21 protein-coding genes and 1 pseudogene are annotated in these 22,969 nt (G+C 69.5%); 13 read left to right on the forward strand and 9 right to left on the reverse strand.

Annotated features, from left to right (window positions below; genetic code table 11):
* Nucleotides 1-429 precede the first annotated feature (429 nt).
* A pseudogene (locus NB3_RS07020) lies at nucleotides 430-885 on the forward strand (SRPBCC family protein); the annotation flags it as partial.
* Nucleotides 886-1,111: 226 nt separating this feature from the next.
* Here the strand turns inward: NB3_RS07020 and NB3_RS07025 are convergent.
* The 3 genes from NB3_RS07025 to galK all read right to left on the reverse strand — a co-directional run bounded on the left by NB3_RS07025 (nucleotide 1,112) and on the right by galK (nucleotide 4,441).
* A complete protein-coding gene (locus NB3_RS07025) occupies nucleotides 1,112-1,363 on the reverse strand; it encodes a hypothetical protein (RefSeq protein ID WP_067798183.1) in 252 nt (83 codons plus the stop codon).
* Between the two features lie 12 nt (nucleotides 1,364-1,375).
* On the reverse strand, nucleotides 1,376-3,064 hold the full coding sequence (locus NB3_RS07030; protein WP_157111602.1) for a sodium:solute symporter family protein: 1,689 nt from the start codon (nucleotides 3,062-3,064) through the stop codon (nucleotides 1,376-1,378).
* Between the two features lie 255 nt (nucleotides 3,065-3,319).
* Nucleotides 3,320-4,441, reverse strand: a complete 1,122-nt coding sequence (gene galK / locus NB3_RS07035) for a galactokinase (RefSeq protein WP_084485886.1) — start codon at nucleotides 4,439-4,441, stop codon at nucleotides 3,320-3,322.
* A 174-nt stretch (nucleotides 4,442-4,615) separates the two neighbouring features.
* On the opposite strand from galK, the gene NB3_RS07040 reads away from it, so the two are divergent.
* Nucleotides 4,616-4,777: a hypothetical protein gene (locus NB3_RS07040; RefSeq protein ID WP_174553175.1), complete on the forward strand. Its 162-nt coding sequence runs from the start codon at nucleotides 4,616-4,618 to the stop codon at nucleotides 4,775-4,777.
* A gap of 44 nt (nucleotides 4,778-4,821) precedes the next feature.
* Entirely contained in the window at nucleotides 4,822-6,354 is a 1,533-nt protein-coding gene (locus tag NB3_RS07045; protein WP_084485887.1) for a GGDEF domain-containing protein, read from the forward strand.
* A 1-nt stretch (nucleotide 6,355) separates the two neighbouring features.
* On the opposite strand, the gene NB3_RS07050 is transcribed toward NB3_RS07045, so the two are convergent.
* Both NB3_RS07050 and NB3_RS07055 read right to left on the reverse strand, forming a co-directional pair.
* The gene (locus NB3_RS07050; RefSeq protein ID WP_067798187.1) at nucleotides 6,356-7,108 is read right to left on the reverse strand and encodes a DUF6319 family protein; all 753 of its coding nucleotides are present in this window, start codon (nucleotides 7,106-7,108) and stop codon (nucleotides 6,356-6,358) included.
* 156 nt (nucleotides 7,109-7,264) lie between these two features.
* A complete protein-coding gene (locus NB3_RS07055) occupies nucleotides 7,265-7,882 on the reverse strand; it encodes a TetR/AcrR family transcriptional regulator (RefSeq protein ID WP_067798520.1) in 618 nt (205 codons plus the stop codon).
* 213 nt (nucleotides 7,883-8,095) lie between these two features.
* Here NB3_RS07055 and NB3_RS07060 point away from each other — a divergent pair, with 213 nt between their 5' ends.
* From NB3_RS07060 to NB3_RS07085, 6 genes are all read left to right on the forward strand, one after another.
* Nucleotides 8,096-9,463 carry a flavin-containing monooxygenase gene (locus NB3_RS07060; RefSeq protein ID WP_067798190.1) on the forward strand — a complete coding sequence of 456 codons (1,368 nt, stop codon included), beginning with the start codon at nucleotides 8,096-8,098 and terminating at the stop codon, nucleotides 9,461-9,463.
* Nucleotides 9,464-9,470: 7 nt separating this feature from the next.
* Nucleotides 9,471-10,628 (forward strand): serine hydrolase domain-containing protein, encoded by a 1,158-nt coding sequence (locus NB3_RS07065; RefSeq protein WP_067798194.1) that lies wholly within the window; start codon nucleotides 9,471-9,473, stop codon nucleotides 10,626-10,628.
* Nucleotides 10,628-11,674, forward strand: a complete 1,047-nt coding sequence (locus NB3_RS07070; protein ID WP_067798197.1) for an NAD(P)-dependent alcohol dehydrogenase — start codon at nucleotides 10,628-10,630, stop codon at nucleotides 11,672-11,674. The genes NB3_RS07065 and NB3_RS07070 overlap by 1 nt, the downstream gene beginning before the upstream one ends.
* Nucleotides 11,675-11,711: 37 nt before the next feature.
* A complete protein-coding gene (casG, locus tag NB3_RS07075) occupies nucleotides 11,712-13,361 on the forward strand; it encodes a steroid-24-oyl-CoA synthetase (RefSeq protein WP_067798200.1) in 1,650 nt (549 codons plus the stop codon).
* A 4-nt stretch (nucleotides 13,362-13,365) separates the two neighbouring features.
* On the forward strand, nucleotides 13,366-15,114 hold the full coding sequence (locus tag NB3_RS07080; RefSeq protein WP_067798204.1) for an N-acyl-D-amino-acid deacylase family protein: 1,749 nt from the start codon (nucleotides 13,366-13,368) through the stop codon (nucleotides 15,112-15,114).
* Between the two features lie 86 nt (nucleotides 15,115-15,200).
* Nucleotides 15,201-16,052, forward strand: coding sequence for an alpha/beta fold hydrolase (locus NB3_RS07085; RefSeq protein ID WP_067798207.1), 852 nt, complete (start codon nucleotides 15,201-15,203; stop codon nucleotides 16,050-16,052).
* A gap of 7 nt (nucleotides 16,053-16,059) precedes the next feature.
* Here NB3_RS07085 and NB3_RS07090 read toward each other — a convergent pair whose 3' ends face one another.
* A complete protein-coding gene (locus tag NB3_RS07090; protein WP_157111584.1) occupies nucleotides 16,060-16,344 on the reverse strand; it encodes a hypothetical protein in 285 nt (94 codons plus the stop codon).
* Nucleotides 16,345-16,534: 190 nt separating this feature from the next.
* Between NB3_RS07090 and NB3_RS07095 the strand changes: the two genes are divergently transcribed.
* Nucleotides 16,535-17,566, forward strand: coding sequence for a DoxX family protein (locus NB3_RS07095; protein ID WP_067798212.1), 1,032 nt, complete (start codon nucleotides 16,535-16,537; stop codon nucleotides 17,564-17,566).
* 157 nt (nucleotides 17,567-17,723) lie between these two features.
* Here the strand turns inward: NB3_RS07095 and NB3_RS07100 are convergent, their stop codons facing one another.
* Both NB3_RS07100 and NB3_RS07105 read right to left on the reverse strand, forming a co-directional pair.
* Nucleotides 17,724-18,113, reverse strand: coding sequence for an STAS domain-containing protein (locus NB3_RS07100; protein ID WP_084485889.1), 390 nt, complete (start codon nucleotides 18,111-18,113; stop codon nucleotides 17,724-17,726).
* 130 nt (nucleotides 18,114-18,243) lie between these two features.
* A complete protein-coding gene (locus tag NB3_RS07105) occupies nucleotides 18,244-19,074 on the reverse strand; it encodes a mycofactocin-coupled SDR family oxidoreductase (RefSeq protein WP_067798218.1) in 831 nt (276 codons plus the stop codon).
* 459 nt (nucleotides 19,075-19,533) lie between these two features.
* On the opposite strand from NB3_RS07105, the gene NB3_RS07110 reads away from it, so the two are divergent.
* The 3 genes from NB3_RS07110 to NB3_RS07120 all read left to right on the forward strand — a co-directional run bounded on the left by NB3_RS07110 (nucleotide 19,534) and on the right by NB3_RS07120 (nucleotide 21,553).
* Nucleotides 19,534-19,737, forward strand: a complete 204-nt coding sequence (locus NB3_RS07110) for a hypothetical protein (protein WP_067798221.1) — start codon at nucleotides 19,534-19,536, stop codon at nucleotides 19,735-19,737.
* Between the two features lie 91 nt (nucleotides 19,738-19,828).
* Entirely contained in the window at nucleotides 19,829-20,503 is a 675-nt protein-coding gene (locus NB3_RS07115) for a class I SAM-dependent methyltransferase (protein WP_067798224.1), read from the forward strand.
* Between the two features lie 183 nt (nucleotides 20,504-20,686).
* Nucleotides 20,687-21,553: an AfsR/SARP family transcriptional regulator gene (locus NB3_RS07120; protein ID WP_084485891.1), complete on the forward strand. Its 867-nt coding sequence runs from the start codon at nucleotides 20,687-20,689 to the stop codon at nucleotides 21,551-21,553.
* 62 nt (nucleotides 21,554-21,615) lie between these two features.
* Here NB3_RS07120 and NB3_RS07125 read toward each other — a convergent pair whose 3' ends face one another.
* The gene (locus NB3_RS07125; RefSeq protein WP_067798230.1) at nucleotides 21,616-22,965 is read right to left on the reverse strand and encodes an acetyl-CoA carboxylase biotin carboxylase subunit; all 1,350 of its coding nucleotides are present in this window, start codon (nucleotides 22,963-22,965) and stop codon (nucleotides 21,616-21,618) included.
* Nucleotides 22,966-22,969: the final 4 nt, after the last annotated feature.

Below are 22,969 nucleotides of genomic sequence, written 5' to 3' on the forward strand. Positions count from 1 at the left end.
TGCGGGAGGAATGCCTGCCATCGCGCTGTGCGGCGGGCGTCGCGCGAGGCCGGGACGGCCTTCGCACGACGCACGGTTCGCCCGCACCGGTGCCGAATGCCGCTTCGCCGCAGTGCGTTACGGCGCCGGGGCCTCGGGCACATCACCGGGCGCGGTGTATCCTTCGTGAAATCGCGTTCTCGAAAGTTTCCCGCGCGTGTCTCGACTGTCCGCAGTTCGGCGTCGCTACCAGCGAAATCGCGCCCGAAGACGACCCGCGCCCGCGTATCGACGGGCGCTTGCGAACACGGGGAGCGGGACCGTCGCCTGTTTGCCCCCCGACGACCCGGGTAAGCGACCAATGTCCCGAGTCGCCCCACAAGGGAGCGCTTGTCAACCGAGAGACGCCGGTCCGCGAGTCCCGCGGATGGGCGAGGAAAGGGGTAGCAAGTGAGCACAATGGCCGCCACGGTGGACGTCGAGGTCCCGGTTCGCACCGCCTACAACCAGTGGACGCAGTTCGAGTCGTTTCCGCAGTTCATGGAGGGTGTCGAAGCGGTACAGCAGATCGATGACCGGCATATGCACTGGCGTGTCCATGTCGGCCCGTCGACGCGGGAGTTCGACGCGACCATCACCGAGCAGCATCCCGACGAACGTGTCGCCTGGAAGTCCGACAGCGGGCCCAAGCACGCGGGCGTCGTCACGTTCCATCGGCTCGACGACACCCACACCAGGGTGACCGCGCAGATGGACGTCGATCCCGAAGGCTTCGTGGAGAACGTCGCCGACAAGCTCGGTGTGCTCAAGCACCGGGTGAACGGTGACCTGGAGCGCTTCAAGCACTTCATCGAGCATCAGGGCCGCGAGACCGGCGCGTGGCGCGGTGACATTCCGCGTCCCGATGCCGGGAGCACCGCCACGGAGCGCGGCGCCGCTCCCCGCCCTGGCCCGACCGGCACACCAGGTGCCGGCGGAACCGGCATGCCGGGTGTCGGCGGAACCGGTACTCCCGGTGCAGGCGGAACCGGCGCCGGTGGAACGGGCACCTGGCCCGGCGGAACCGGCACGCCGGGCGTCTGACCTGTACGACAACGATGCCCCCTGGTTTTTCCCAGGGGGCATCGTCGTGTCAGGCCGACTCGCGCTCCTCATCGGTGTCCGCCGGTTTCGATTCCGGCGGCACCTGCACCGGGCGCAGCAATGTCCAGGCCACGAAGGCCGCCGCCACCACGCCCATGCCGAGCCCGGCCCAGAGGTTCACGTTCACCCCGCCGGTCTTGGCCTGCTCGGCGGCGGTGTCGTGCACCAGGCCGGTGACGACGAGAACGATCGCGTAGCAGCCGAGCAAGCCGCCGACGATGGTGCGGATATCGAAAAGCATTGCGGTGGTTCCTTATCCGACGAAGATGTTGAGCGCGATGACGAGCACGAGGGCGATGCCGGCCAGCAGGACCGGGCGCTGATACCAGGGCAGCGTGCCTGCCTCCGGGTCGGTGCGCACTTCCTTCGGCGTCTCCGAGTACACCAGCCCGATGAGCTCCGCCGCCGGTTTCGGCAGGGTCACCTGGGTGACCACGACGCTGACCGCGATGTCGACCGCGAACGCGACACCGGCGGCGACGAAACTGGCCCCCTGGCCGGATAACTCGAAGACCTTCGTCTCGTGCAGGATGAAAACGACGATGGCGGAGGCGGTTCCGCAGACCAGCCCCATCCAGCCCGCCGTCGGCGTCATCCGTTTCCAGAACATGCCGAGGATGAACGTGGCGAACAGCGGCGCGTTGAAGAAGCTGAACAGGGTTTGCAGGTAGTCCATCATGTTGCTGAACCCGGAGGCGATGAACGCGGTGAAGATCGCGGCCACGGTCGCGCCGATGGTCGCCAGCCTGCCCACGCGCAGGTAGTAGCCGTCCGGGCGGTCGCGCCGCACGTACTGCTGCCACAGGTCGTAGCTGAAGACCGTGTTGAACGCGGAGACGTTGGCCGCCATGCCCGCCATGAACGCCGCGAGCAGACCGGCCAGCCCGACACCGAGCAACCCGTTGGGCAGCACGTCCTTCATCAGGTACAGCAGCGCCTGGTTGTAGGTGGTGTCGCTCTCGAAGTCCGGGTTCGCGGTCACCGCCGCCTTGTACTCCGTCATCTCCGGCACCAGCACGGCGCTGATCATGCCGGGAATCACCACGATCAGCGGGATGAACATCTTCGGGTACGCGCCGATGATCGGGGTGCGCCGCGCGGCGGAGATGGAGTGCGTCGCCATCGCGCGCTGCACCTCGACGAAGTTCGTGGTCCAGTAGCCGAAGGACAGCACGAAGCCGAGGCCGAACACGATGCCGAGGATGGACAGGAAATCGTTGGAGAATCCGCTCAGCGCGTTACCGGGCCACGACTCCAGCTGCGCCGCCCCGCCCGGCGCGGCGGTCACCTTGTCCTGGAGACCGCTCCAGCCGCCGACGCGGTGCAGGCCGACCAGAGTCAGCGGCAGCAGCGCCGCGACGATGACGAAGAACTGGAGCACTTCGTTGTAGATCGCGGCCGACAGACCGCCGAGAGTGATGTAGGACAGCACGATCACGGCGGCCACGATCACCGAGACCCACAGCGGCCAGCCCAGCAGCACGTTCACGATCGAGCCGAGCAGATACAGGTTGACCCCGGCGATGAGGATCTGCGCGATGGCGAAACTCAGCGCGTTCACCAGGTGCGCTCCGGTGCCGAACCGGCGGCGCATGAATTCGGGCACGCTGCGCACCTTGGAGCCGTAGTAGAACGGCATCATCACCACGCCGAGGAACAGCATGGCGGGCACCGCCCCGATCCAGAAGTAGTGGAAGGTCGGGAACCCGTATTCCGCGCCGTTGGCGGACATGCCCATGATCTCCACGGCGCCGAGATTGGCGGAGATGAAGGCCAGGCCGGTCACCCACGCCGGTAGCGAGCGCCCGGACAGGAAAAAGTCGATGCTGGAGGACACCCGCTGCCTGGCCAGCAGGCCGATGCCGAGCACGAAGACGAAATACAGCGCGACCAGCGCGTAATCGACGGGCTGCGCGTCCAGGCGGAGGGTCTCGGCGGCCACCAGCCGCGGTGGCGATGCGGCCGGGTACGAGCCGGGCACGGCGGCGAGAACGGACGGATCGACGAGCGGCACAGCGTTCCTCCTGGCGGTGAAACCGGGGCGGCGAGGGCGTTCGTCGCGCGAGAGCCGCGTCGTGCTGGTCGCGCCCGGCGCGCGCGACCTCCTCGTCGCCCGCCGAATGGTGTCGGCAGACACCACTCTGCGCGATCATGCCCGACCGGCGTGGCACATTCGCGCACAAATCCGGCCGGTCGCTCAGGCGACCCGGTGGGCTCCGTGGGCCGGGGCCACCGCGAACGTGCGCGGATCGGGCAGATCCGCCGCGGCGAAGCGCTGCCGCACCGACTCGGTCACCGCCTCGGTGCGGTCCTGCTCGACGAGCGCGATGACGCTGCCGCCGAACCCGCCCCCGACCATGCGCGCGCCGTGCGCACCGGCCGCGAGCGCGGCCTCGACCGCCGCGTCGAGGGCCGGGGTGGACACCTCGAAGTCATCTCGGAGCGAGGCGTGCCCCGCGGTGAGCAGTGGGCCGATACCGCGGGGATCCACGCCCCATCGCAACTTCTCGGCAACCGCGAGCACCCTGGCGTTCTCCGTCACCACGTGCCTGGCGCGGCGGCGCAGCACGTCGTCGGCGATCCGGGTGGTGTCCGCGGCCGACGCCACCTCCCGCAGAGCGCCTACGCCGAGCGCCTCGGCCGCCGCAGCGCATTCCGCGCGGCGCTCGGCATAGCGGCCGTCGGCCAGCTCGTGCGGTTGGCCGGTATCGATCACAAGCAATTCCAGTCCGGAAGCGCCGAGGTCGAAGGGAATCTGCTCGGCGCCGCGCGGCGCGGCGGTGTCGGCGGCGAAGGCCCGCACATCCAGCAACAGCGCGTGCCCGGCGGTGCACAGCATCGCGGCCGATTGGTCGAGCAAGCCGGTCGGCGCGCCGACGTAGTCGTTCTCGGCGGCGCGGGCCACGTCGATCAGCGTGCGGTCGGTCAGATCCGGCGCGAACAGATCGCGCAGCGCGACCGCCACCGCGCAGGACAGCGCCGCCGAGGAGGACAGGCCCGCGCCGATCGGCACCGCGCCGTCGAGGTCGAGATCGACGCCGGGTATCCGGTGCCCGCGCCGGGTGAATTCGGCGACCACGCCGAGCGGATAACGCGCCCACCCGGGCACCCTGGCCCGCGCGCCGTCGAGGCCGGACACCGCGACGTGCACCGGCTCGCCGGGCCGCTGCCGCGAGCCGACCCGCACCAGCCCGTCCGTGCGCGCCGCCGCCGTGCACCGCACCACCAGCGGCAACGCGATGGGCAGGACATAGCCGTCGTTGTAGTCGGTGTGCTCACCGATGATGTTGACCCGCCCCGGCGCCACCCATGTCCGCACGCTCGCTCCTCGCTGTCCCGGTCGCTGCCAGGGTACGAGACACGCCGCGCGAACTCGGTATTCGGCCCGCGGAGACCAGCGCCGAGGTCGCGGCCATGATCCGCGCGGGCCCGGCGGACATGACCCGTTCACCTTGTTGCGCCAAGTGCCCGCCAAGGGGCGGCGTTCCGTGCCATGATCAAATCAGCTGTCCAGACATTGGTTGCCGAGCGCGCCGCGGTCGGTTGGGACATCTGCTCGTACAACAACACTCGGTTCCCGTTCGCCGGCAGCATCCGGGCGGTGCTCGACGAACAGGCGAACGTCGAAGTCGCGGTGGAGGATTCCCAGATCTAGTACGCGGCCCGGTGCACCGGGGATGGAGCGACCAAGGGGGGCTGATGACACCCAGCGAACAGCCACAGACCAGCTGTCGGCGCCGCATCGGAACGGGCTGGTACGCGGCGCTTCTGGGGGGAAGCGGGGCGGCGATCGCGGTCCAGCTGGTGCTGGACTCGCCGGTCGCGGCGTTCGTGACGACGGCGGCCGTCGTCGGCGAGACCCTCGCCATGATCGCCGTCGGCCTGCGCGCGCACCGGCCTGCGCACCCGTTGCCGTGGTATCTGCTGTCCGGCTCGGCCGTGCTGTTCGCCACCGGCACCACGCTGCGCGATGTCGGCGACCACGCGGTCCACCCGTTGGACGACGCGTTCACCCTGCTCGGTTACCTCGGGGTCGGGCTCGCGGCGCTGATCTGGCTGTGGCCGCGCCAAGTGCACGGCGACTACGACCTGCTGCTGGACTCGGCCCTGATCGGGCTCGGCGCGCTGCTCGCCTCCTGGACCTTCCTCATCTCCCCGATCCTGCAGTCCACGACGACCGGCCCGCACGCACTGGTCGCCGCGACCTATCCGGTGCTCGACGCGCTGCTGCTCACCGTGGTGGCGCACTCGATGGTGACCTCGACCAGGGCGGAGACCTCGCTGTGGCTGCTGCACGCCGGACTCGTGGCGGTGCTGCTCGGCAATCTGGGCTACAGCCTGGACACCGTGGGCGCGACCGCGCTCGGGCGCGAAGCGCTGCTGGCTCCCCTGCTCGCCGCCTACGCCACCGTCGGCGTCGCGGCACTGCACCCGACCATGACGACGCTCGGCACGCCGCGGCGCATCCACCCGCACCACTCCAGGCAGCGCGCCAGCCTCATCGCGATCGCGCTGATCGTGGCGTCGCTGGTGCCCGTGGTCGGGTCGAGCCTGCGCCCGGTGGACCGCGTGGTGGTGTCGTCGCTGTTCGCGCTGCTGCTGATCGGCATGCTGGTGCGCAGCGAACGCGCCATCGTGCGCAGCGCCCGCAGCGAGCGGCGCGCGCAGTACCAGGCCGACCACGACATACTCACCGGATTGCTGAACCGGGCCGCGCTGCTGCGCGCGCTGCGGCAGCACGGCGAACAGTGGGCGCAGCAACCGATCTCGCTGCTGTTCATCGACCTCGACGGCTTCAAGCGGGTCAACGACAGCTACGGGCACGCCGTCGGCGACGAGCTCATCGCGACGGCGGCAGGCCGGATCCGTCGGGTGGCGCGCCACGAGGACGTGGTTACCCGCTACGGCGGTGACGAATTCGTCGTCCTCGCCCGCCTGTCCCGGCCGGAGGCCGCCGTGCTGGCCGAACGGCTGCTCGGCGCGTTCGTCCGGCCGTTCGGGCTCAGCGCGGGGGAGATACCGATCACCGCGAGCGTCGGCGTGGCGTGCGTCGGTCCGCGCAGCTCGGACACCGACGTGCACGGCCTGCTCCGGGACGCGGACGCGGCCATGTACCACGCGAAACAGTACTCGCTCGGTTACGCGTTCCACGACGACGTGCGGCGCACGCAGCCCGGCGCCGAGCGGCGGATCTGGCGCACGGCCGCCCGATCCGCCACTCCCGCGGTGTGATTCAGTCGCTCAGCTCGTCCAGCAGGCGCTTGGCCTCCTCGAGCTCGGCCTGTAACTGCTGCACCTTGGCCTCCTGCACCCCGCGCAACGCCTCGAGGACGCCCGCGACCACTTCGGCGACCTCCGGATGCAGGATCTTCGCCGCCTGCGCCACCGCGGAACCGGCCACCGGGAGGCCGCGCAGGGTGCGCTTCTTGCCGCTGACCACGTCGATCGACCACTCGCCGTCGGCGGTGCCGGTGAGCGTCACGGTGACCTCGGGCGCCTTGGCCTTGCGGGCGGCGGCCGCTTTGGCGGGTTTCGGCGCCGGGGCCTGCTTGGCCGCGCTGTCGGATCGGCTCGCTTCCCCGGCCGCCTGCGCGGGCTTCGGGGTGGCCGACGGCGCGGGCGCGCTCGGCTGCGCGGGCTCGGTCGTGGCGCTCGTCGTGGTCGACGACTGGGTCACAGGGGATTCCTTCCTGGTTGACTGCTTCGGCTGCGCGGTGGCGCCCGCCGCCCCTCGCGGCGGCTTGGTCAAGGTCACCTCGGTGGGAGAGAAGGACAGTACATCCTTCGATCCGGTCGGCCGGACCTGCAAGAAGTCACCGTCGGCAGGGTCGCCGAGCGAGATCACCTTGCCCGAGCGCCCCTCCGGCACGCCGACCGCGGCGGCGGTGAACCACACCATGGGCGGGCGGCCACCGGCGATCTCCGCGGCGATCTGCTGAATCTCGCTGTCCGACAAGGGCTGCGGCTTGGTTCGTGGCGACGGCATGGGTAACTCCGAGCGATTTCGTGGTTGGCTGCGTGCACAGATGATGCCGCACGACGCCGACAGATTCGCGAGCCACCATCGAATCCGGGCCGTGGACGGCCAAGTTCGAGCCTTCAGCGAACGATGGGCAACATATATCGTCGGCCCGCGCCCGGTTCAGCTCGCCGCAGGCGCGCGCAGCGCGGGAAACCAGATGTCGGTGAGCACTTCGACGGCTTGCTCCACCGAGACATCGATGGTGCCCTGCATCGCCCATCGGGTGAAGAATCGTTCCAGTTGCGCGACGAGCAATTCCACGCGCAACCGCGCCTCGTCGCGCCGGTCGGCAGGCCATCCGGCGAGATAGGCGGTCATCGCGTTGGGCAACGCGAGGATGCCGTTGCGGGCGATCTCGCGGAACTCCGGCTCCAGCGCGGTCGCCTCGTCCCAGGCGGGCAACAGGTCCTTGTATTCGCCGAACCACTCGATGGCGCGGGTCATCCAACCGGCGAACTCGGCGCGCGAACCGGTCTCCAGCACCCGGTCGAGATCCTGATAGAAGTGCAGCGCGGTAGGCACGGTGCCCTGCTCGGCGATCGCGCGCAAGATCTGCTGTTTCCCGGCGAAGTGCAAGTAGAAGGTGGCGCGGCTGCAGCCGACGGCGGCGGCGATGTCGTCCACGCGCACGGCCGCGTAGCCACGGGTGGCGAACAGCTCCTTGGCGCCCTCCATCAGCCGGGCCCTGGTCTGCTGCTTCTGCTCGTCCCGCAGGTTCGCGCTCGCGTTCGTACGCATGGTGGACAGGTACCTCATATCCGTTGAAAAGAGGGCTCGACGTGCGACTGCCGCCGACCGAGTCTACGCGCGAACGATCTGGATAGACAGCACGTCACTCACTAGACACTGTGTCTATCGAGTGTTACTTTGTTGCCTACGTCACTCCGGCGCGTGACCCGCGCCGGACGGTTCGGCCGTCACCGACGACGGCCTCCAGCACGAGGACAGTGAATGACGTCAACCGCACTCCCCCGCGTCTGCGTGATCGGGGCAGGCCCGTCCGGGATCACCGCCGCCAAGCGCCTGAACGACTACGGCATCCCGTTCGACTGCTACGAGGCTTCCGACGAAGTCGGGGGCAATTGGTACTTCAAGAACCCCAACGGCATGTCGGCCTGCTACCAGAGCCTGCACATCGATACGTCCAAGTTCCGCTTGGCCTTCGAGGACTATCCCGCGCCCGACGAGTGGCCGGACTTCCCCCACCATTCGCAGCTGTTCCAGTACTTCCGCGACTACGTCGACCATTTCGGCATCCGCGATCGGATCCTGTTCAACACGAAGGTGACCGCCGCCGAGCGCGACGCGGACGGCCGCTGGGTGATCACCACCGGCGACGGGAGCACCAAGGATTACGACGCGCTCATCGTCTGCAACGGACACCACTGGGACCCCCGCGTCCCGGACTATCCGGGTGAATTCGACGGCACGCTGCTGCACAGCCACGCCTACAACGACCCCTTCGACCCGGTCGACATGCGCGGCAAACGCGTCGTCGTGGTCGGCATGGGCAACTCGGGCCTCGACATCGCCTCCGAGCTGTCGCAGCGGTTCATCGCCGCGAAGCTCTACGTCTCCGCCCGGCGCGGAGTCTGGGTGCTGCCGAAGTACGTCAACGGCAAGGTGGGGGACAAGCGCTCGATGCCGCGGTGGATGCCGCCGAAGCTCGGTCTCAAGCTCAAACAGCGTTTCGTGCGGAAGTTCCGGGGCAACATGGAGGACTACGGCCTGCCCAAGCCCGACCACCTGCCGTTCGAGGCGCATCCGTCGGCGAGCGAGGAGTTCCTGCACCGCGCAGGCTGCGGCGACGTCACGTTCAAGCCCGCGATCACCGCGCTGGAGGGCCCGCTGGTGCGCTTCGCCGACGGCAGCGCCGAGGAGGTGGACGTGATCGTCTGCGCCACCGGCTACCGCATCAGTTTCCCGTTCTTCTCCGATCCGGAACTGCTGCCCGACGCCGACAACCGTTTCCCGCTGTTCAAGCAGATGGTGAAGCCCGGCATCGACAATCTGTTCTTCCTCGGCCTGGCCCAGCCGCTGCCGACGCTGGTGAACTTCGCCGAGCAGCAGAGCAAGCTGGTCGCCGCCTACCTGACCGGCCGCTACCACCTGCCGCCCGCGGAGGAGATGCGGGCGGCCATGCGGTCGGCGGAATCGGCCAGGTCGGGCCGTTACTACGACTCGCCACGGCACACCATCCAGATCGAATTCGAACCGTACGTGCGGGACATGCAGCGGGAGCTGGCGCGCGGAGCGAAACGCGCCGCCGCCGCGGGGAACGCGCTGCCCGTTCCCGCTCGCACGCCCGAGCACGTGTGAGGCGGCGATGACCACCACCACGGGCACCGCCACCTCGGGATTCTGCGCCGAACGCTTCGCGCTCCTGCGCACGGAACTGGAGACCCGGCTCGCCTCCGGCGACGAGCTGGGCGCATCGATCTGCGTCACGGTCGACGGCGAAACGGTCGTCGACCTGTGGGGCGGCTACCGCGACCAGGAACGCACCACGCCGTGGACCGAGGACACCTTGGTCAACGTCTTCTCCATCACCAAGACCATGACCGCGCTGAGCGCCCTGCTCCTGGTCGACCGCGGCGAACTGGACGTGCACGCGAAGGTGGCCAGGTACTGGCCGGAATTCGCGGCGAACGGCAAGGGCGACATCGAGATTCGTCATCTGCTGGCGCACACCTCCGGCGTCTCCGGATGGCAGCCGCCGATCGAGCTCGCCGACATCTACGACGCCGAAGCGTCCGCCGCCCGCCTCGCGAGCCAGCCGCCGTGGTGGGAGCCGGGCACCGCGTCGGGCTACCACGCGCTGGCCTACGGCCACCTGATCGGCGCGGTGATCCGCCGCGTCACCGGACGGTCGCTGGGCGAGTTCTTCGCCGAGGAACTGGCCGGGCCGCTGGGCGCGGATTTCCACATCGGCACCGGGCCCGAGCACCACGGGCGGATCGCGACCCTGATCCCGCCCGAGGTGCCGGAATTCGACCTGGCCGCGCTCGACCAGGACAGCGTGCTGGTCAAGACGCTCACCAGCCCGCTGCTCGACATCGCCGCGACGGCGAGCGCCGAGTGGCGGCAAGCCGAGATCGGCGCGGTGAACGGCCACGGCAACGCGCGATCGGTGGCGCGGGTGCAATCGCTGGTGTCCTGCGGCGGCGAACTCGACGGACGGCGATTGCTGTCGGAGCGGACGATCGAGTCGATCTTCCAGCAGCAGTCCGACGGCGTCGATCTGGCGCTTCTGACGCCGCTGCGATTCGGCATCGGTTACGGTCTGCCGCAGCGGCAGACCGCCCCGGAAGTGCCCGACGGCCGGGTGTGCTGGTGGGCCGGGTACGGAGGCGCGATGGTGGTCAACGACCTCGAGCACCGCACCACGTTCGCCTACGCCATGAACCGGATGGCGCCGGGGCTGATCGGCTCCGACCGCGCCGACGCCTATCTGCGCGCGACTTTCGCGGCGGTGCGCGGATGATGCGGGCGCTACAGCTCACCGAGCCGGGTGTGCTGGAACTACGCGAGGTGCCGATTCCGCGGATCGGTCCCACTGATCTGTTGCTGCGCGTGGGCGCCGCGGGCATCTGCCATTCGGATCTGCACGTGCTGCACATCCCCTTCCGGATGCGCGAGGAGCCGCTGACCCTCGGCCACGAGATCGCGGGAACCATCGAAGCCGTCGGCGACGGAGTGGACGGCCGCAGGCCCGGCGAGCGCGGCATCGTGTATCTGTGCTGGTCGTGCGGGGTCTGCCGGGAGTGCGCCGCAGGCAACGAGAACGTGTGCCTGGCCGCGGGACGCACCGCCATGCCACCGTGTCCCGGGCTCGGGCCGGACGGCGGGATGGCCGACTACGTCCGGGTTCCGGCCAGTTCGTTCGTGCCGATCGGCGACCTCGACTTCGCCGAGGCCGCGCCGCTGGCCGATGCCGCGCTGTCGAGCTATCACGCCATCCGCGACGCTCGTGATCGGCTGGGGCCGGGGTCGGTGGCGGTGGTCGTCGGGATCGGCGGGCTCGGCCACCTCGCGGTGCAGATCCTGGCCGCGACCACCGCGGCAACCGTGCTGGCCGTGGACGTGAGCGCCGAGAAGCTGGAACTCGCCGCGCGGTGCGGCGCCGCGGAAGGACTCGTCGCGAGCGGCGGCACCGCGAGCGAGATCCTCGCGCGGACCGGGGGCCGGGGCGCGGACGCGGTGTTCGACTTCGTCGGCGTCGATGCGACCGCGCGCCTGGCGGTGGACTCGGTGGCGCCCAACGGGGCGTACCGCATGGTCGGCCTCGGCGGCGGCGCGCCGGAGATCACGGCGGCCCCCGCCACCGGCGCGGGGTGGCCGTGGGGCGCCACGGTGCGAAAAACCTATGGCGGCACCAGATCCGACCTGATCGATTCCGTAGCGCTGGCCGCGGCGGGCAAGCTGCGCGCCGAGGTGGAGCGCTACCCGCTGGCCGAAGGACGCGCCGCCGTCGACCGGTTGGAGCGCGGGCTGGTCACCGGGCGCGCGGTGCTGGTCCCCGAACCGTGACGAATCATCCCTGCGCAGTGACGAGGAAGTATCCGATATGACAAAGGCCATCGACCAGCAGGCGTTCGTGGCGCAGGCCGCGAGCAGGCTCACCGGACCCGGCGGTCGCTTCGAGATGGTGGTCGAGGACGTGCTCGGCGCACCGATGCCGGTGGTGCGCCACCGCAAGTCCTCGCTGCGGGAAGTGCTCGTCGCCGCGACCGCGCACGGCGATCGGGACTACCTGGTCACCGCGGACCGGACGATGTCGTTCACCGAGCACGCCGCCGCGGTCGCCGCACTGGCCACGGCCCTGCGCGACCGGTTCGGCGTCGGCAAGGGCGACCGCGTGGGCATTCTCGCCGCGAACACCCCCGAGTGGGTGCTCACGTTCTGGGCGGCCCAAGCGCTCGGCGCGATCGCGGTGGGTTACAACGCGTGGTGGGCGCCGCGTGAGATCGCCTACGGCGTCGAGCACACCAGCCCCACCGTGCTCGTCGTCGACGCGAAACGCGCGGCGCTGGTGGCGGAGCTGGATCTGCGGGTTCCGGTGCTCACCATGGAGCACGATGTGCCGACGCTGCTGGCCGAATACCGCACCGAGGATCTGCCCGAGGCCGACATCGACGAAGACGATCCGGCGGTGATCCTGTACACCAGCGGCACCAGCGGACGCCCCAAAGGCGCGGTGCACTCGCACCGGAACCTGGTGGCCGTCACCGACTATCACGCGTTCAACGACGCGCTGGCCGCCGCGCTCACCGGGGCGGCCGAACTGCCGAGCGGGCGGCGTTTCCTGCTCACCTCGCCGCTGTTCCACATCGCCAGCCTGCACAACCTGGTGGTGCCCCGGCTGGTCACCGGCGACGCGGCGGTGATCCACCAGGGATCGTTCGACGCCGACCGGGTGCTGCGGCTGATCGAGGCGCAACGGGTCACCAACTGGGGCGCCATGCCCACCATGGCGACCAGGATGCTCGAACTGGACCTGTCCGGCTACGACCTGTCCTCGCTGGCCGCTTTCTCCCTGAACTCGGCGCCGTCGTCTGCCGCGCTACAGCAGAAATTGCGCGATCAGCTGCCCGTCGCCCGCAATGCGCTGGTGACCAGCTACGGACTCACCGAGTGCAGCACCGCCGCGACGCTGGCGAGCCCGGCCGAGCTGGCGGCCTACCCGGACACCGTTGGCCGCCCGGTGGTCGGGGTCACGCTGGAGATCCGCGACAGCGCGGGCAACACCCTCCCCGACGGCGCCGAAGGCGAGATCTGGCTGCGTAGCCCCTATGTGATGCTCGGGTACTGGCAGGACGAGGCCGCGACCGCCGCGGCGATCACCGCCGACCGCTGGCTGCGTACCGGCGACATCGGCGTGCTGGAGGACGGCAGGCTGCGGCTGTCCGGGCGCCGTTCGGATCTGATCCTGCGCGGCGGGGAGAACGTCTATCCCACGGAGATCGAGCAGTGCCTCGAAGAGCATCCGGCGGTGCGCGAATGCGCGGTGCTCGGGGTCCCCGACGCCGACCTCGGACAGCAGGTCGCCGCCTTGGTCGTGGTCGAAAGCGCCACCGCGACCAGCGAAGCGGAGCTGCGGGCGTTCACCGCCGAGCGCCTCGCCTACTACAAGGTGCCCGCCCGCTGGCGGCTCACCACCACCGCACTACCGCGCAACGCGACCGGCAAGGTCGTGCGCGCCGATCTCGAGGTGTGAAGCCATGTACGACACCATCATCGCCAACGGCCAATGGTTCGACGGCACCGGAGCGCCCTCGGCGATCCGGCACCTGGGCATCCGCGACGGGCGCGTCGCGACCGTCTCGGCCGACCCGATCGATGACCCCGACTGTCCGGACGTCGTGGACGCCACCGGCAAGTGGGTGATACCGGGGATGCTCGACATCCACACCCACTACGACGTGGAGGTGCTCCAGCATCCGGCGCTGACCGAATCGGTGCGGCACGGCATCACCACGGTGCTGCTCGGCTCGTGTTCGCTGTCGACCGTCCACGTCGACGCCTCCGACGCGGGCGACCTGTTCGCGCGGGTGGAGGCGATTCCGCGCAAGCACGTCCTCGCCGCGGTCGGCGAGCACAAGACCTGGCGCTCGGCGCACGAATACGCGGCCGCCTTGGACCGGCTTCCGTTGGGCCCGAACGTCGCCGCGTTCATCGGTCATTCCGATATCCGCGCCGCGGAATTGGGTCTGGAGCGCGCGACCCGCAAGGACGTCCGGCCCGACGCCGCCGAACTGGCGGGGATGGAAGCCAAGCTGACCGAGGCGCTGGACGCCGGGTTCGTCGGCATGTCCTCCCAGCAGTTGCTGTTCGACAAACTCGACGGTGCGGTGTGCCGGTCGCGCACCCTGCCATCCACTTACGCGACCACCCGAGAAAGGCGCAGGCTCAACGCCATTCTGCGACGGCGCGGAGGGGCGTTGCAGGGTGGACCCGACGTGTCCCGGCCGCAGAGCCTGGTCACGATGGCGGCCAGTAGCCTCGGTCTGTTCCGCAGGCCGTTGAAGGTCAGTCTGCTCTCGGCCGCCGACCTCAAGGCCATTCCCGGCATCGTGCGCCTGTTCCCGCTGATCGCGCGGGTGCTGAACGCGCTGGGCGGCAACTTCCGCTGGCAGCATCTTCCGGTGCCCTTCGAGGTGTACGCCGACGGCATCGACCTGGTGGTGTTCGAGGAGTTCGGTTCCGGCGCCGAAGCACTGCACCTCGCCGACCAGGTGGACAAGCGCCGCGAACTGCTGCGGGACGAGCAGTACCGCCGTCGCTTCCGCAAGGACTACGACAAGAAGTTCGGTCCCCGCGTGTGGCACCGCGATTTCTTCGACGCGCAGATCGTGGAGTGCCCGGATTCCAGCGTGATCGGCAAGACCTTCGGCGAGGTGGGCGCGCAGCGCGGCGCCCATCCGGTGGACGCGTTCCTCGACCTCGTGGTGGAGCACGGCACCAAGGTTCGCTGGCGCACCACGATCTCCAATCATCGACCCGAGGTGCTCGATCGGCTCGCCGCCGACCCCGGCGTGCAACTGGGCTTCTCCGACGCCGGAGCGCATCTGCGCAATATGGCGTTCTACAACTTCGGGCTCCGCTTCCTGCGGCGCGTGCGCGACGCCGCGAACGCGGGCCGCCCGTTCCTGTCGGTGGAGCAGGCGGTGCACCGGCTCACCGGCGAACTCGCGGACTGGTACGGCCTGGACGCCGGGCACCTGGGGGTGGGCGACCGGGCCGATGTCGTCGTGCTCGATCCGGCTCGCCTGGACGACTCGCTCGACGCCTACCACGAATCCCCGATCGCGCCGTTCGACAACCTGTCGCGCATGGTGAACCGCAACGACGAGACTGTCACGGCGGTCTTCGTCGGCGGCGTGCCGGTATTCCGCGACGGCGCCCCCGCTCCGGTGCTCGGCGCCGAGCGGACCGGCCGGTTCCTGCGCGCGTCGACCGCCGCCGGATAGTCCCAACTGCCCGCTCGGGCCGGTCCGCCCACGTAAAATCGCTGCTACCCGGCGGTTCGCTCGCCGGTGGTTCGCAGGGAGTCGGCGTGGACGTATTCGAACATCGGGGCAGGTCCGTGGTCTTCGACCGGACCGGCAACGGGTCACCGGTGGTGTTCCTGCACAACGCGGGCACGCAACGCCGCATCTGGGACGACCAGGTCGCGGCGCTGCGGGACGGGCACGAGGTCTTCGCGCTCGACCTGCCCGGCTACGGGCAATCCGATCGTCCCGCGACCGGCTACCGCCTGATCGACTACGTCGACATGCTGACGGCGTTCCTGGACGCTCACCGGCTCACCGATGTGGTGCTGATCGGCAACTGTCTCGGCAGCGCCACCTCGCTGCGCTACGCCATGGGGCATCCGGAGCGGGTGCGGGCGCTGGTGCTGATCAATCCGCTCACCTTGGACACCGTCAGTTCGGGGCAGTCGGCGGGCCTGGCCTGGTTGGACGCGCGGCTGCCGCTGGCGCCGCTGGCCCGGCGGATCAGCCTGCCGAACCCGGTGGTCTCGCTGATCGTCGGCAATCAGCTCGGTCCCCGTGGCCGGGGCAGGCGCGACCAGCACGAGCCGCGGGTGCGGGCGCACTGGACCGATCGGGGCAGGCTGGAAGCGCTGCACGGCTTGGTGCAGGATTTCCCGTCCTATCGCGCGTTGGACACCTTCCACCCACCCGCGGGTTTTCCGCCGATCTGCACGATCTGGGGGCGGCGCAACCGCGTCCTGTCGGCGAAGGCGGGCGGGCGGCTCAACCGCACGCTGCGCCCGCACACGGCGGTGGAATTACCGGACTGCGGTCATCTTCCGATGGTGGAGGCACCGGATCGGGTCGCTTCGATCGTCACCGGCTTCCTCGCCGCGATCGACTCGCCCCTGCGGAAGCCCGCCGGAGGCTGAACCGCGTTCAGAGCGGAGCCGCGGTCGGGCAGAGTTCGGCGAAACTGGCCGAGTGCACGCCGCATCCGGCGCATTCGAACACCACGCCCATGTCGAGCATCCAATGGATGCGGGTATGGCAGGTCTCGCAGAGGAAGTCCACGCCGGCCGGATGGCAGCAGGATCGTTTACGGATGAACCATTCCGCGCGATGACGGCATGGCACCGAATCGAAGCGGAACGTGCACTTCGGCGCGACGGGCAACGCGGCGACGACGGCGTCGAAAGCCGTTGTGGCCGTAGGGGTGTTCACAGCAGATACCTTCCGGCGGAGCAGGGCGGGAGAGCGAGCGGTGCGGCGGCGCCTTCACCCCCCAGATCGATTTCTCTCGATTAGCTGTTACCCGGATGAGGCGGCATTCACACGGCGGCGGACCGGCGTGTTTGGCCCCGAACCGCGCGGGAATCCGAATTGTGACGTCATCAATGGAAGGGGTTCTGTCATGTTGTTGCGCCGACTGGCCCGGCCGCTACTGGCCACCGCGTTCGTGGTCGACGGGGTCGATACACTGCGGCACCCGGACGAGCGGGTCAAGTCCGCTAACGCACTACTGGAGCGGGGGCACCGGCAGCTCCCCGAAGAGATCGCCGCGAGGTTGCCCTCCAATCCGTCGACCGTCGTGCAGGTCAATGCCTTCGCTCAGGTCGGCGGCGGCGTTCTGCTCGCGCTCGGCAAGGCGCCGCGACTGGCCGCTCTGGTGCTCGCCGCCACCGTGGTGCCCGCGGCCGTCACCGAGCAGGACTTCTGGAACGAGCAGGATCCGGCCCGCAAGTCGGCGAAGCGGACCGCGTTCCTCAAGGATCTCGGGCTGCTCGGCGGGCTGATGATCACCGCAGCCGACACCGGGGGCAAGCCCTCGCTGGGCTGGCGCGGCCGCCGCGCCGCCCGTGACGCCGCCGCCGCGGTGACCGCGGCGCTGCCGTTCGGCGCCGCTTCGGACACCACCACCGGCGCGGCACTGCGCAAGCACGCGCACGAGGCCGCGGACAAGGCGCGGGCGCTGGGCGCGGTGGCCGCGAGCAAAGGGGCCGAACTCGCCGAAACCGCCCAGCGGCACGGCCCCGCGTTGGCGGATGCGGCCAAGGAACACGGCAGCGACCTGGCCGACACCGCCAAGACCCACGGTCAGGAGTGGGCCGAGGTCGCCAAGGAGCGGGGCTCCGACTGGGCCGGAATCGCGAAAGAACGTGGCTCCGACTGGGCCGAGATCGCCAAAGAGCGCGGCGCGGAATGGGCGGAGATCGCCAAAGAGCGCGGCGCCGAATGGGCCGAGATCGCCAAGGAGCAGAGCGCGCATCTGGCGGAGCTGGCGAAGCAGCGCGGCGCCGAATTGGCGGAGCTCGCGAAAGAGCGCGGACCCGAGCTCGCCGACGCCGCCAAAGAGCGCGGAACGCACGCGGCGCGCGAGGCCCGCGAGCGGGGAGCGCAGACCGCGCACGCGGCGCGCGAGGCGATCGATTCGCGTCGCCGCTGACGCGGCTCGGACCGGTAGCCCGCCGAACGAGGTGTTCGGCGGGCTACCGGTGCGCGTGCACCTCGTCCGGACCTCGCGATGGCCATCGCCCGCATCGATCGTCGGCCGGTCGTTCGGGCCGCTGTCCCGGCGCACAAAGCCGGTCGCGGCGTCGAGGTCAGGCCGTCTCGTCGTAATCGGGCGCGAGGTCGATGAGGGCGGCGTCGAGCGACGAGACCCGATGGAACAGGTCGGCCAGCCCGGTGATCTCGATGGCCCGGTCCACCGGCCGCACCGTGGTGATCAGCGTCATCCGGCGGCGCGAGCGCGTCACTTCGGCCTGCGCCTCGACCAGAATGCTCAGTCCGGCGGCCGCGAGGAAAGTGACCGGTGAGAGGTCGAGCACGAGGGTGGCCGCGGGGCGCGAGCAGGCGCGCGACAGTTCGGCGCGGAACCGGGGCGCCGTCGCCACATCGATCTCCCCCGCGACCAGCAGCACGGTGACGTCGCGACGCGGTCGGCACACCGAGAACCGAAGGGGGTCGGTCCGTTCGGTGTGAGGGGACATGCGCTGACTCCTGGCCGGAAGCTGGCACTGCACAGACCTTGTGCTTCCAGTGAAGCACGGTGCGCGAGGCGGGGACAACAGCGCCACGGGGCGAATCGTATTCGCGCACGACACTTTTCCGGCGCAGACCCTAAGAGGTGCTCGCGCTTCCGCCGCAGGAAATGGTGACGGCTTCCCCGTTGAAGTGGCGGCCGTGCTCGGAGACCAGCAGCAGCATCGCCTCGGCCACCTCGGCGGGCTGGATCAGATCGCCGTTGGGCGGCCCGGATTCGATGATCGCCATCCAGTCCTCCCTGGTGGGATTCTCCTTGTCCGGCACCATGAGCCGCCAGGTCGCCGGATTCTGGATCATGTCGGTGTCGACGCCGGAGGGCAGCAGCGCGTTCACCGTGATGCCGTACTCCGCCACCTCCAGCGACAGCGACTTCACCAGGCCGAGCACGCCCCATTTGCTCGCGGCGTAGTGCGCCGCGTTGCGCACGCCCATCTTCGCCACGATGGAGGAGGTGGCCACCACACGACCCCAGCGCCGCTCGATCATGTGCGGGACGACCGCGCGGAAGCTGTGGAACACGCCCGTCAGATTGGTGTCGATCATGTCCCGCCACAACTGTTCGTCCATCTCGGCGACGGGCGAGTTGGACGCGATGCCCGCGTTGGCGATGAGGATGTCGATACGGTCGAATTCCTCGAGCGCGCGCTCGGCGACCGTCCGCATCTGTTCCAGGCTGCGCACGTCGGCCTGGACGGCGACGCAGCGGCGGCCGGTCCGCTCGACCAGCGCGGCGGTCTCGGCCAGGTCGGCGGGCGTGCTCAGCTCGTAGGGAAGACCGGACAGCGGTGCGGCGATATCGCACACCACGATGTCCGCTCCCGCGTTCGCCAGCGCCACCGCGTGCGCGCGCCCCTGTCCGCGGGCTCCTCCGGTGACCACCGCCACCCGGTCGTCGAGATTTCCCATCGCGGGCCTCTCGTCGGTCGCTACCTGCTTCGGCCGTCACCCATCCTGTCACGGAAGAACCGGCTGAGCTCCCGGTTTTCCGCGGGAGGCGGCGCAGGGCGTGATTTCCCAGGACTGGGAACGGCCGGGAGCCTGCGGCGGGCTCGACGTGCGCTGGTGGGCGCCGACGAACGACCACAACCTGCGCGAACGTGCCGTTTTGCCGAATTGCCCACGGCGAGTGGAACAATGGGAACGATCTCCACGCCCGAGCGGGCGCGGCCACGGCACGGACGAGCCGGCCCGACTGCGGCACGGAGATCACACGCACCCATTCCGACCCGGTACAGCGACCGACCAGTTGCGATGTACGCTGCGCCCCGGAACGATCTCGCCCGTGCCCACGCTGTCGTTCCAGGCACGAGCGTCGCACGCACATGGTTTCCTGGGGGCCCGATGACCGATTGTGAGTACCTTCCCGTGAATCTCGACCGACAGTTCGACGCCGAACCGACCGCACACGACGACACCCTCGCCGACCGGCTCACCAGCCCGCGGCTGCGCAGGCTGCTGCACACGGCCATCGGCCTCTCCGAGGACTCCGTCGACCTGCTGACGACCATGACCACGCGCCTGCGCGCGGCCGAGGGCATGATCCTGCGCGACCCGCTCGACGACTGCTGACAGACGGGCGGCGACGGCCCCGGCCTGCGACCGGTTGCCGAAGCGGCAACGATATTTGCCGTTCCGGCCGGGGCGATGGAGGGTGGGACGCATGAGCGCGACACCCCATCACCACACCGACCGGATGACACCCACGACCGTCGAGTACTGGGAGGCCTTCTACCAGGAACGCGACCGGGTCTGGTCGCGACGGCCGAACTTCCTGCTGGTCCGCGAGATCGAAGACCTCGCGCCCGGCACCGCCCTTGATCTGGGCTGCGCCGAGGGCGCCGACGCGATCTGGCTGGCCGAGCGCGGCTGGCGGGTCACGGCGGTCGACGTGTCGGAGACCGCGCTGGCCCGCGCCAGGGCCAACGCGGCCCGGCAGGAATTGTCCGGCGAAATCGACTGGCAGCGACACGATCTGGACCACACCTTCCCGGCCGGACAGTTCGACCTCGTCACGGCGCAGTATCTGCACTCACCGGCGGCCGGGGACGGCGAGCGGACCCGAATCCTGCGCCGCGCCGCCGAGGCGGTGGCGCCCGGCGGGCTGTTGCTGATCGTCGGGCACGCGCAATGGCCCTCCTGGGTGCTGGAACCACCCGCCGACGTGCATTTCCCGACCACGGCCGAGGTGCGCGCCGATCTCGCGCTGGACCCAGCGGAATGGCAGGTGGAAGCGGAGGAAGAGGTCGAGCGCGAGCACGCGGGCCCGGAGGGGCAGCCCGGCACCAGGAAAGACAACATCCTACGAATTCGCCGTAGCCGACAGTTCCGCAAATAACGGGCGAATCTCCTTGCGACCTAGGGGAATTCGGCGAAACAGCGGGTGAAATTAACTCCGATATTACTCAGGATTCATGGCGTCGATACGGGTTTCTCGCTACTGTGGACGGAGCCTACAACGCGGTGGCAATCGAGAATCTCACGTCGGTCGGGGGGAAATTCGCCCGTAGGAGAGTTCCCAATGAAGTATCCGGTATGCGCTCGCGTGCTAGGTCCGTTGACGCTCGCCCTGAACAATCACAACGCGACGCCGACCGCTCAGAAGCAGCGGCAGTTGCTGGCATTACTGTTGGTTCGGCACGACACCGTCGTCCCGGTGACGACCCTGATCGAAGAACTGTGGAACGACGATCCGCCGCGCAGCGCGGTGACGGTCGTGCAGACTTATGTGCTCGGAATTCGTAAGAAGATGGCGGAGCAGCTCGGGATCGGGCAGGCCGAGGTGGCCGAACGCTTTTTGCGCACGCGCAGCAAGGGCTACTCCTTCGACGTGCAGGACTGCGTGTTCGACCTGCGCGACTATCAGTCCATGTCCGCCGCCGCCCGCTGCGCCGCCAAGACCGGCGACGACGAGCGCGCGGTGGACCTGTTCAGCGCCGCGGAAGCGCTGTGGAGCGGTCCGGCGCTGGTGGACGTGGAGGGCGGCATCCCGCTCGCCGCCGAGATCTCGCATCTGGACCACCTGCGGCTGACCAATATCGAACTGCGGGTGGAGGCGGAATTGCGGCTGGGCAGGCACCGCGAGGTCTGCCCCGATCTGGCGCGGTTGACCATGCAGCATCCGCTGCACGAGCGGTTGCAGGCGTACTACATGTTCGCCCTGTGCCGCTCGGGACAGCGTGCCCGCGCCCTGGCCTCCTATCAGCAGTTCAGCCGGTCCATGCAGGACGAGCTCGGGCTCGACCCGTGCCAGAAGCTGAGGAAGCTGCACCAGGACATCCTGGCCGCCTCCGACGACTCGGTGAGCGCGATGCTCAACAGCCGCCACGCCGGTTACCTGATCGGCTGGTACTCCCCCGAGTTCAGCGCCGCCGCCGAGCCCGCCTGACGCGGCCGAGACCGAGCCCGGCCACGCTCGCGCACCCGCGACCGGGTCACCGTCGGGCGCGCTCATTCCCGTCCGAGGAGTTCGTCCACCAACCCGGTGGTGTGCGTGGCGGCGCGCATGGCCGGATGGTCGAGCACCTCGTACAGGAAATCCCGCGTGGTCGCGACGCGGGCGCCCGAGATCCGGAATTCCGCCAGGGCCCGGCGCATCCTGGCCAGCGCCCGGTCGCGGTCCGGCGCCCACACCACCAATTTGGCCAGCAGCGAATCATAGTGCGGAGGTATCGGATAACCGGCGTGCGCATGCGTGTCGACACGGACGAACGGACCGCCGGGCGGCGTGAATTCCGCCAGAATTCCGGGGGCCGGCGCGAATTCCGCCGCAGGGTCTTCGGCATTGATCCGGCATTCGATCGCCGCGCCACGCAGAACGATGTCCTCTTGCGCGATGCCGAGCGGTTCTCCGGCGGCGACCCGAATCTGCTCGGCGACGAGGTCCATACCGGTGACCATTTCGGTCACCGGGTGTTCCACCTGAATTCGGCAGTTCACCTCCATGAAATAGTAATTGCCGTCCCGATCGACCAGGAATTCCACCGTTCCCGCGCCGGTGTACCCCGCCTCCAGCACACCGTGTACGGCGGACTCCCCCATTCGTTCGGCGAGGCCATCCGGCAGCATCGGCGCCGGGGATTCCTCGATCAATTTCTGGTGCCTGCGCTGCACCGAGCAGTCGCGTTCACCCAGGTGCACGCCGTTGCCGTAGGCGTCGCACAGCACCTGGATCTCGACGTGCCTGGCCGCGGCGAGGTACTTCTCCACATACACCCGGCTGTCACCGAACAGCATCCGCGCCGTCGCCCTGGTCTCCTGATAAGCGCCAGGGAACGCCGCGCTCTCGTGCACGACCCGCATGCCGCGCCCGCCTCCGCCCGCGGCCGCTTTGACGATCACCGGATAGCCGATCGAATCCGCGAGCGCGTGCGCCTCGTCGGGTTCGAGCGGATCGAGGCTGCCCGGCAGAAGTGGCAGCCCGGCCTTCGCCATCAGCGTGCGCGCCGACTGCTTGTCGCCGAGCTGGGCCATCACGTCGGCGGGCGGCCCGATCAGCGTTCTGCCAGCGGCCCGGCAGGCATCGGCGAAATCCGGTGACTCGGAAAGGAATCCGTAGCCGGGATGGATCGCGTCCGCGCCGGTGAGTTCGGCCGCGGCCAGGATCGCCGCGGCGTTCAGATAACTGCGCTTGGCCGCGGACGCACCGATCTGCACCGCCTCGTCGGCGAAACGCACCACCGCCGACTCGGCGTCGGCCACCGAGTGCACCGCCACGGTGCGCACGCCCAGTTCGCGGCAGGTGCGCGCGACGCGAAGCGCGATCTCGCCGCGATTGGCGATCAGGACCTTCTCGAACATGACG

The organism is Nocardia beijingensis NBRC 16342 (assembly GCF_001612785.1).
In the GTDB taxonomy this organism is placed as follows: Bacteria; Actinomycetota; Actinomycetes; order Mycobacteriales; family Mycobacteriaceae; genus Nocardia; species Nocardia beijingensis.

Bases quoted from the DNA above. Each gene is read 5' to 3' on its own strand.
- NB3_RS07025 (WP_067798183.1), bottom strand. From the start codon at position 1,363: ATGCTTTTCGATATCCGCACCATCGTCGGCGGCTTGCTCGGCTGCTAC.
- NB3_RS07040 (WP_174553175.1), top strand. From the start codon at position 4,616: ATGATCAAATCAGCTGTCCAGACATTGGTTGCCGAGCGCGCCGCGGTC.
- NB3_RS07045 (WP_084485887.1), top strand. From the start codon at position 4,822: ATGACACCCAGCGAACAGCCACAGACCAGCTGTCGGCGCCGCATCGGA.
- NB3_RS07050 (WP_067798187.1), bottom strand. From the start codon at position 7,108: ATGCCGTCGCCACGAACCAAGCCGCAGCCCTTGTCGGACAGCGAGATT.
- NB3_RS07055 (WP_067798520.1), bottom strand. From the start codon at position 7,882: ATGCGTACGAACGCGAGCGCGAACCTGCGGGACGAGCAGAAGCAGCAG.
- NB3_RS07060 (WP_067798190.1), top strand. From the start codon at position 8,096: ATGACGTCAACCGCACTCCCCCGCGTCTGCGTGATCGGGGCAGGCCCG.
- NB3_RS07065 (WP_067798194.1), top strand. From the start codon at position 9,471: ATGACCACCACCACGGGCACCGCCACCTCGGGATTCTGCGCCGAACGC.
- NB3_RS07070 (WP_067798197.1), top strand. From the start codon at position 10,628: ATGCGGGCGCTACAGCTCACCGAGCCGGGTGTGCTGGAACTACGCGAG.
- casG (WP_067798200.1), top strand. From the start codon at position 11,712: ATGACAAAGGCCATCGACCAGCAGGCGTTCGTGGCGCAGGCCGCGAGC.
- NB3_RS07080 (WP_067798204.1), top strand. From the start codon at position 13,366: ATGTACGACACCATCATCGCCAACGGCCAATGGTTCGACGGCACCGGA.
- NB3_RS07095 (WP_067798212.1), top strand. From the start codon at position 16,535: ATGTTGTTGCGCCGACTGGCCCGGCCGCTACTGGCCACCGCGTTCGTG.
- NB3_RS07100 (WP_084485889.1), bottom strand. From the start codon at position 18,113: ATGTCCCCTCACACCGAACGGACCGACCCCCTTCGGTTCTCGGTGTGC.
- NB3_RS07105 (WP_067798218.1), bottom strand. From the start codon at position 19,074: ATGGGAAATCTCGACGACCGGGTGGCGGTGGTCACCGGAGGAGCCCGC.
- NB3_RS07115 (WP_067798224.1), top strand. From the start codon at position 19,829: ATGAGCGCGACACCCCATCACCACACCGACCGGATGACACCCACGACC.
- NB3_RS07120 (WP_084485891.1), top strand. From the start codon at position 20,687: ATGAAGTATCCGGTATGCGCTCGCGTGCTAGGTCCGTTGACGCTCGCC.
- NB3_RS07125 (WP_067798230.1), bottom strand. From the start codon at position 22,965: ATGTTCGAGAAGGTCCTGATCGCCAATCGCGGCGAGATCGCGCTTCGC.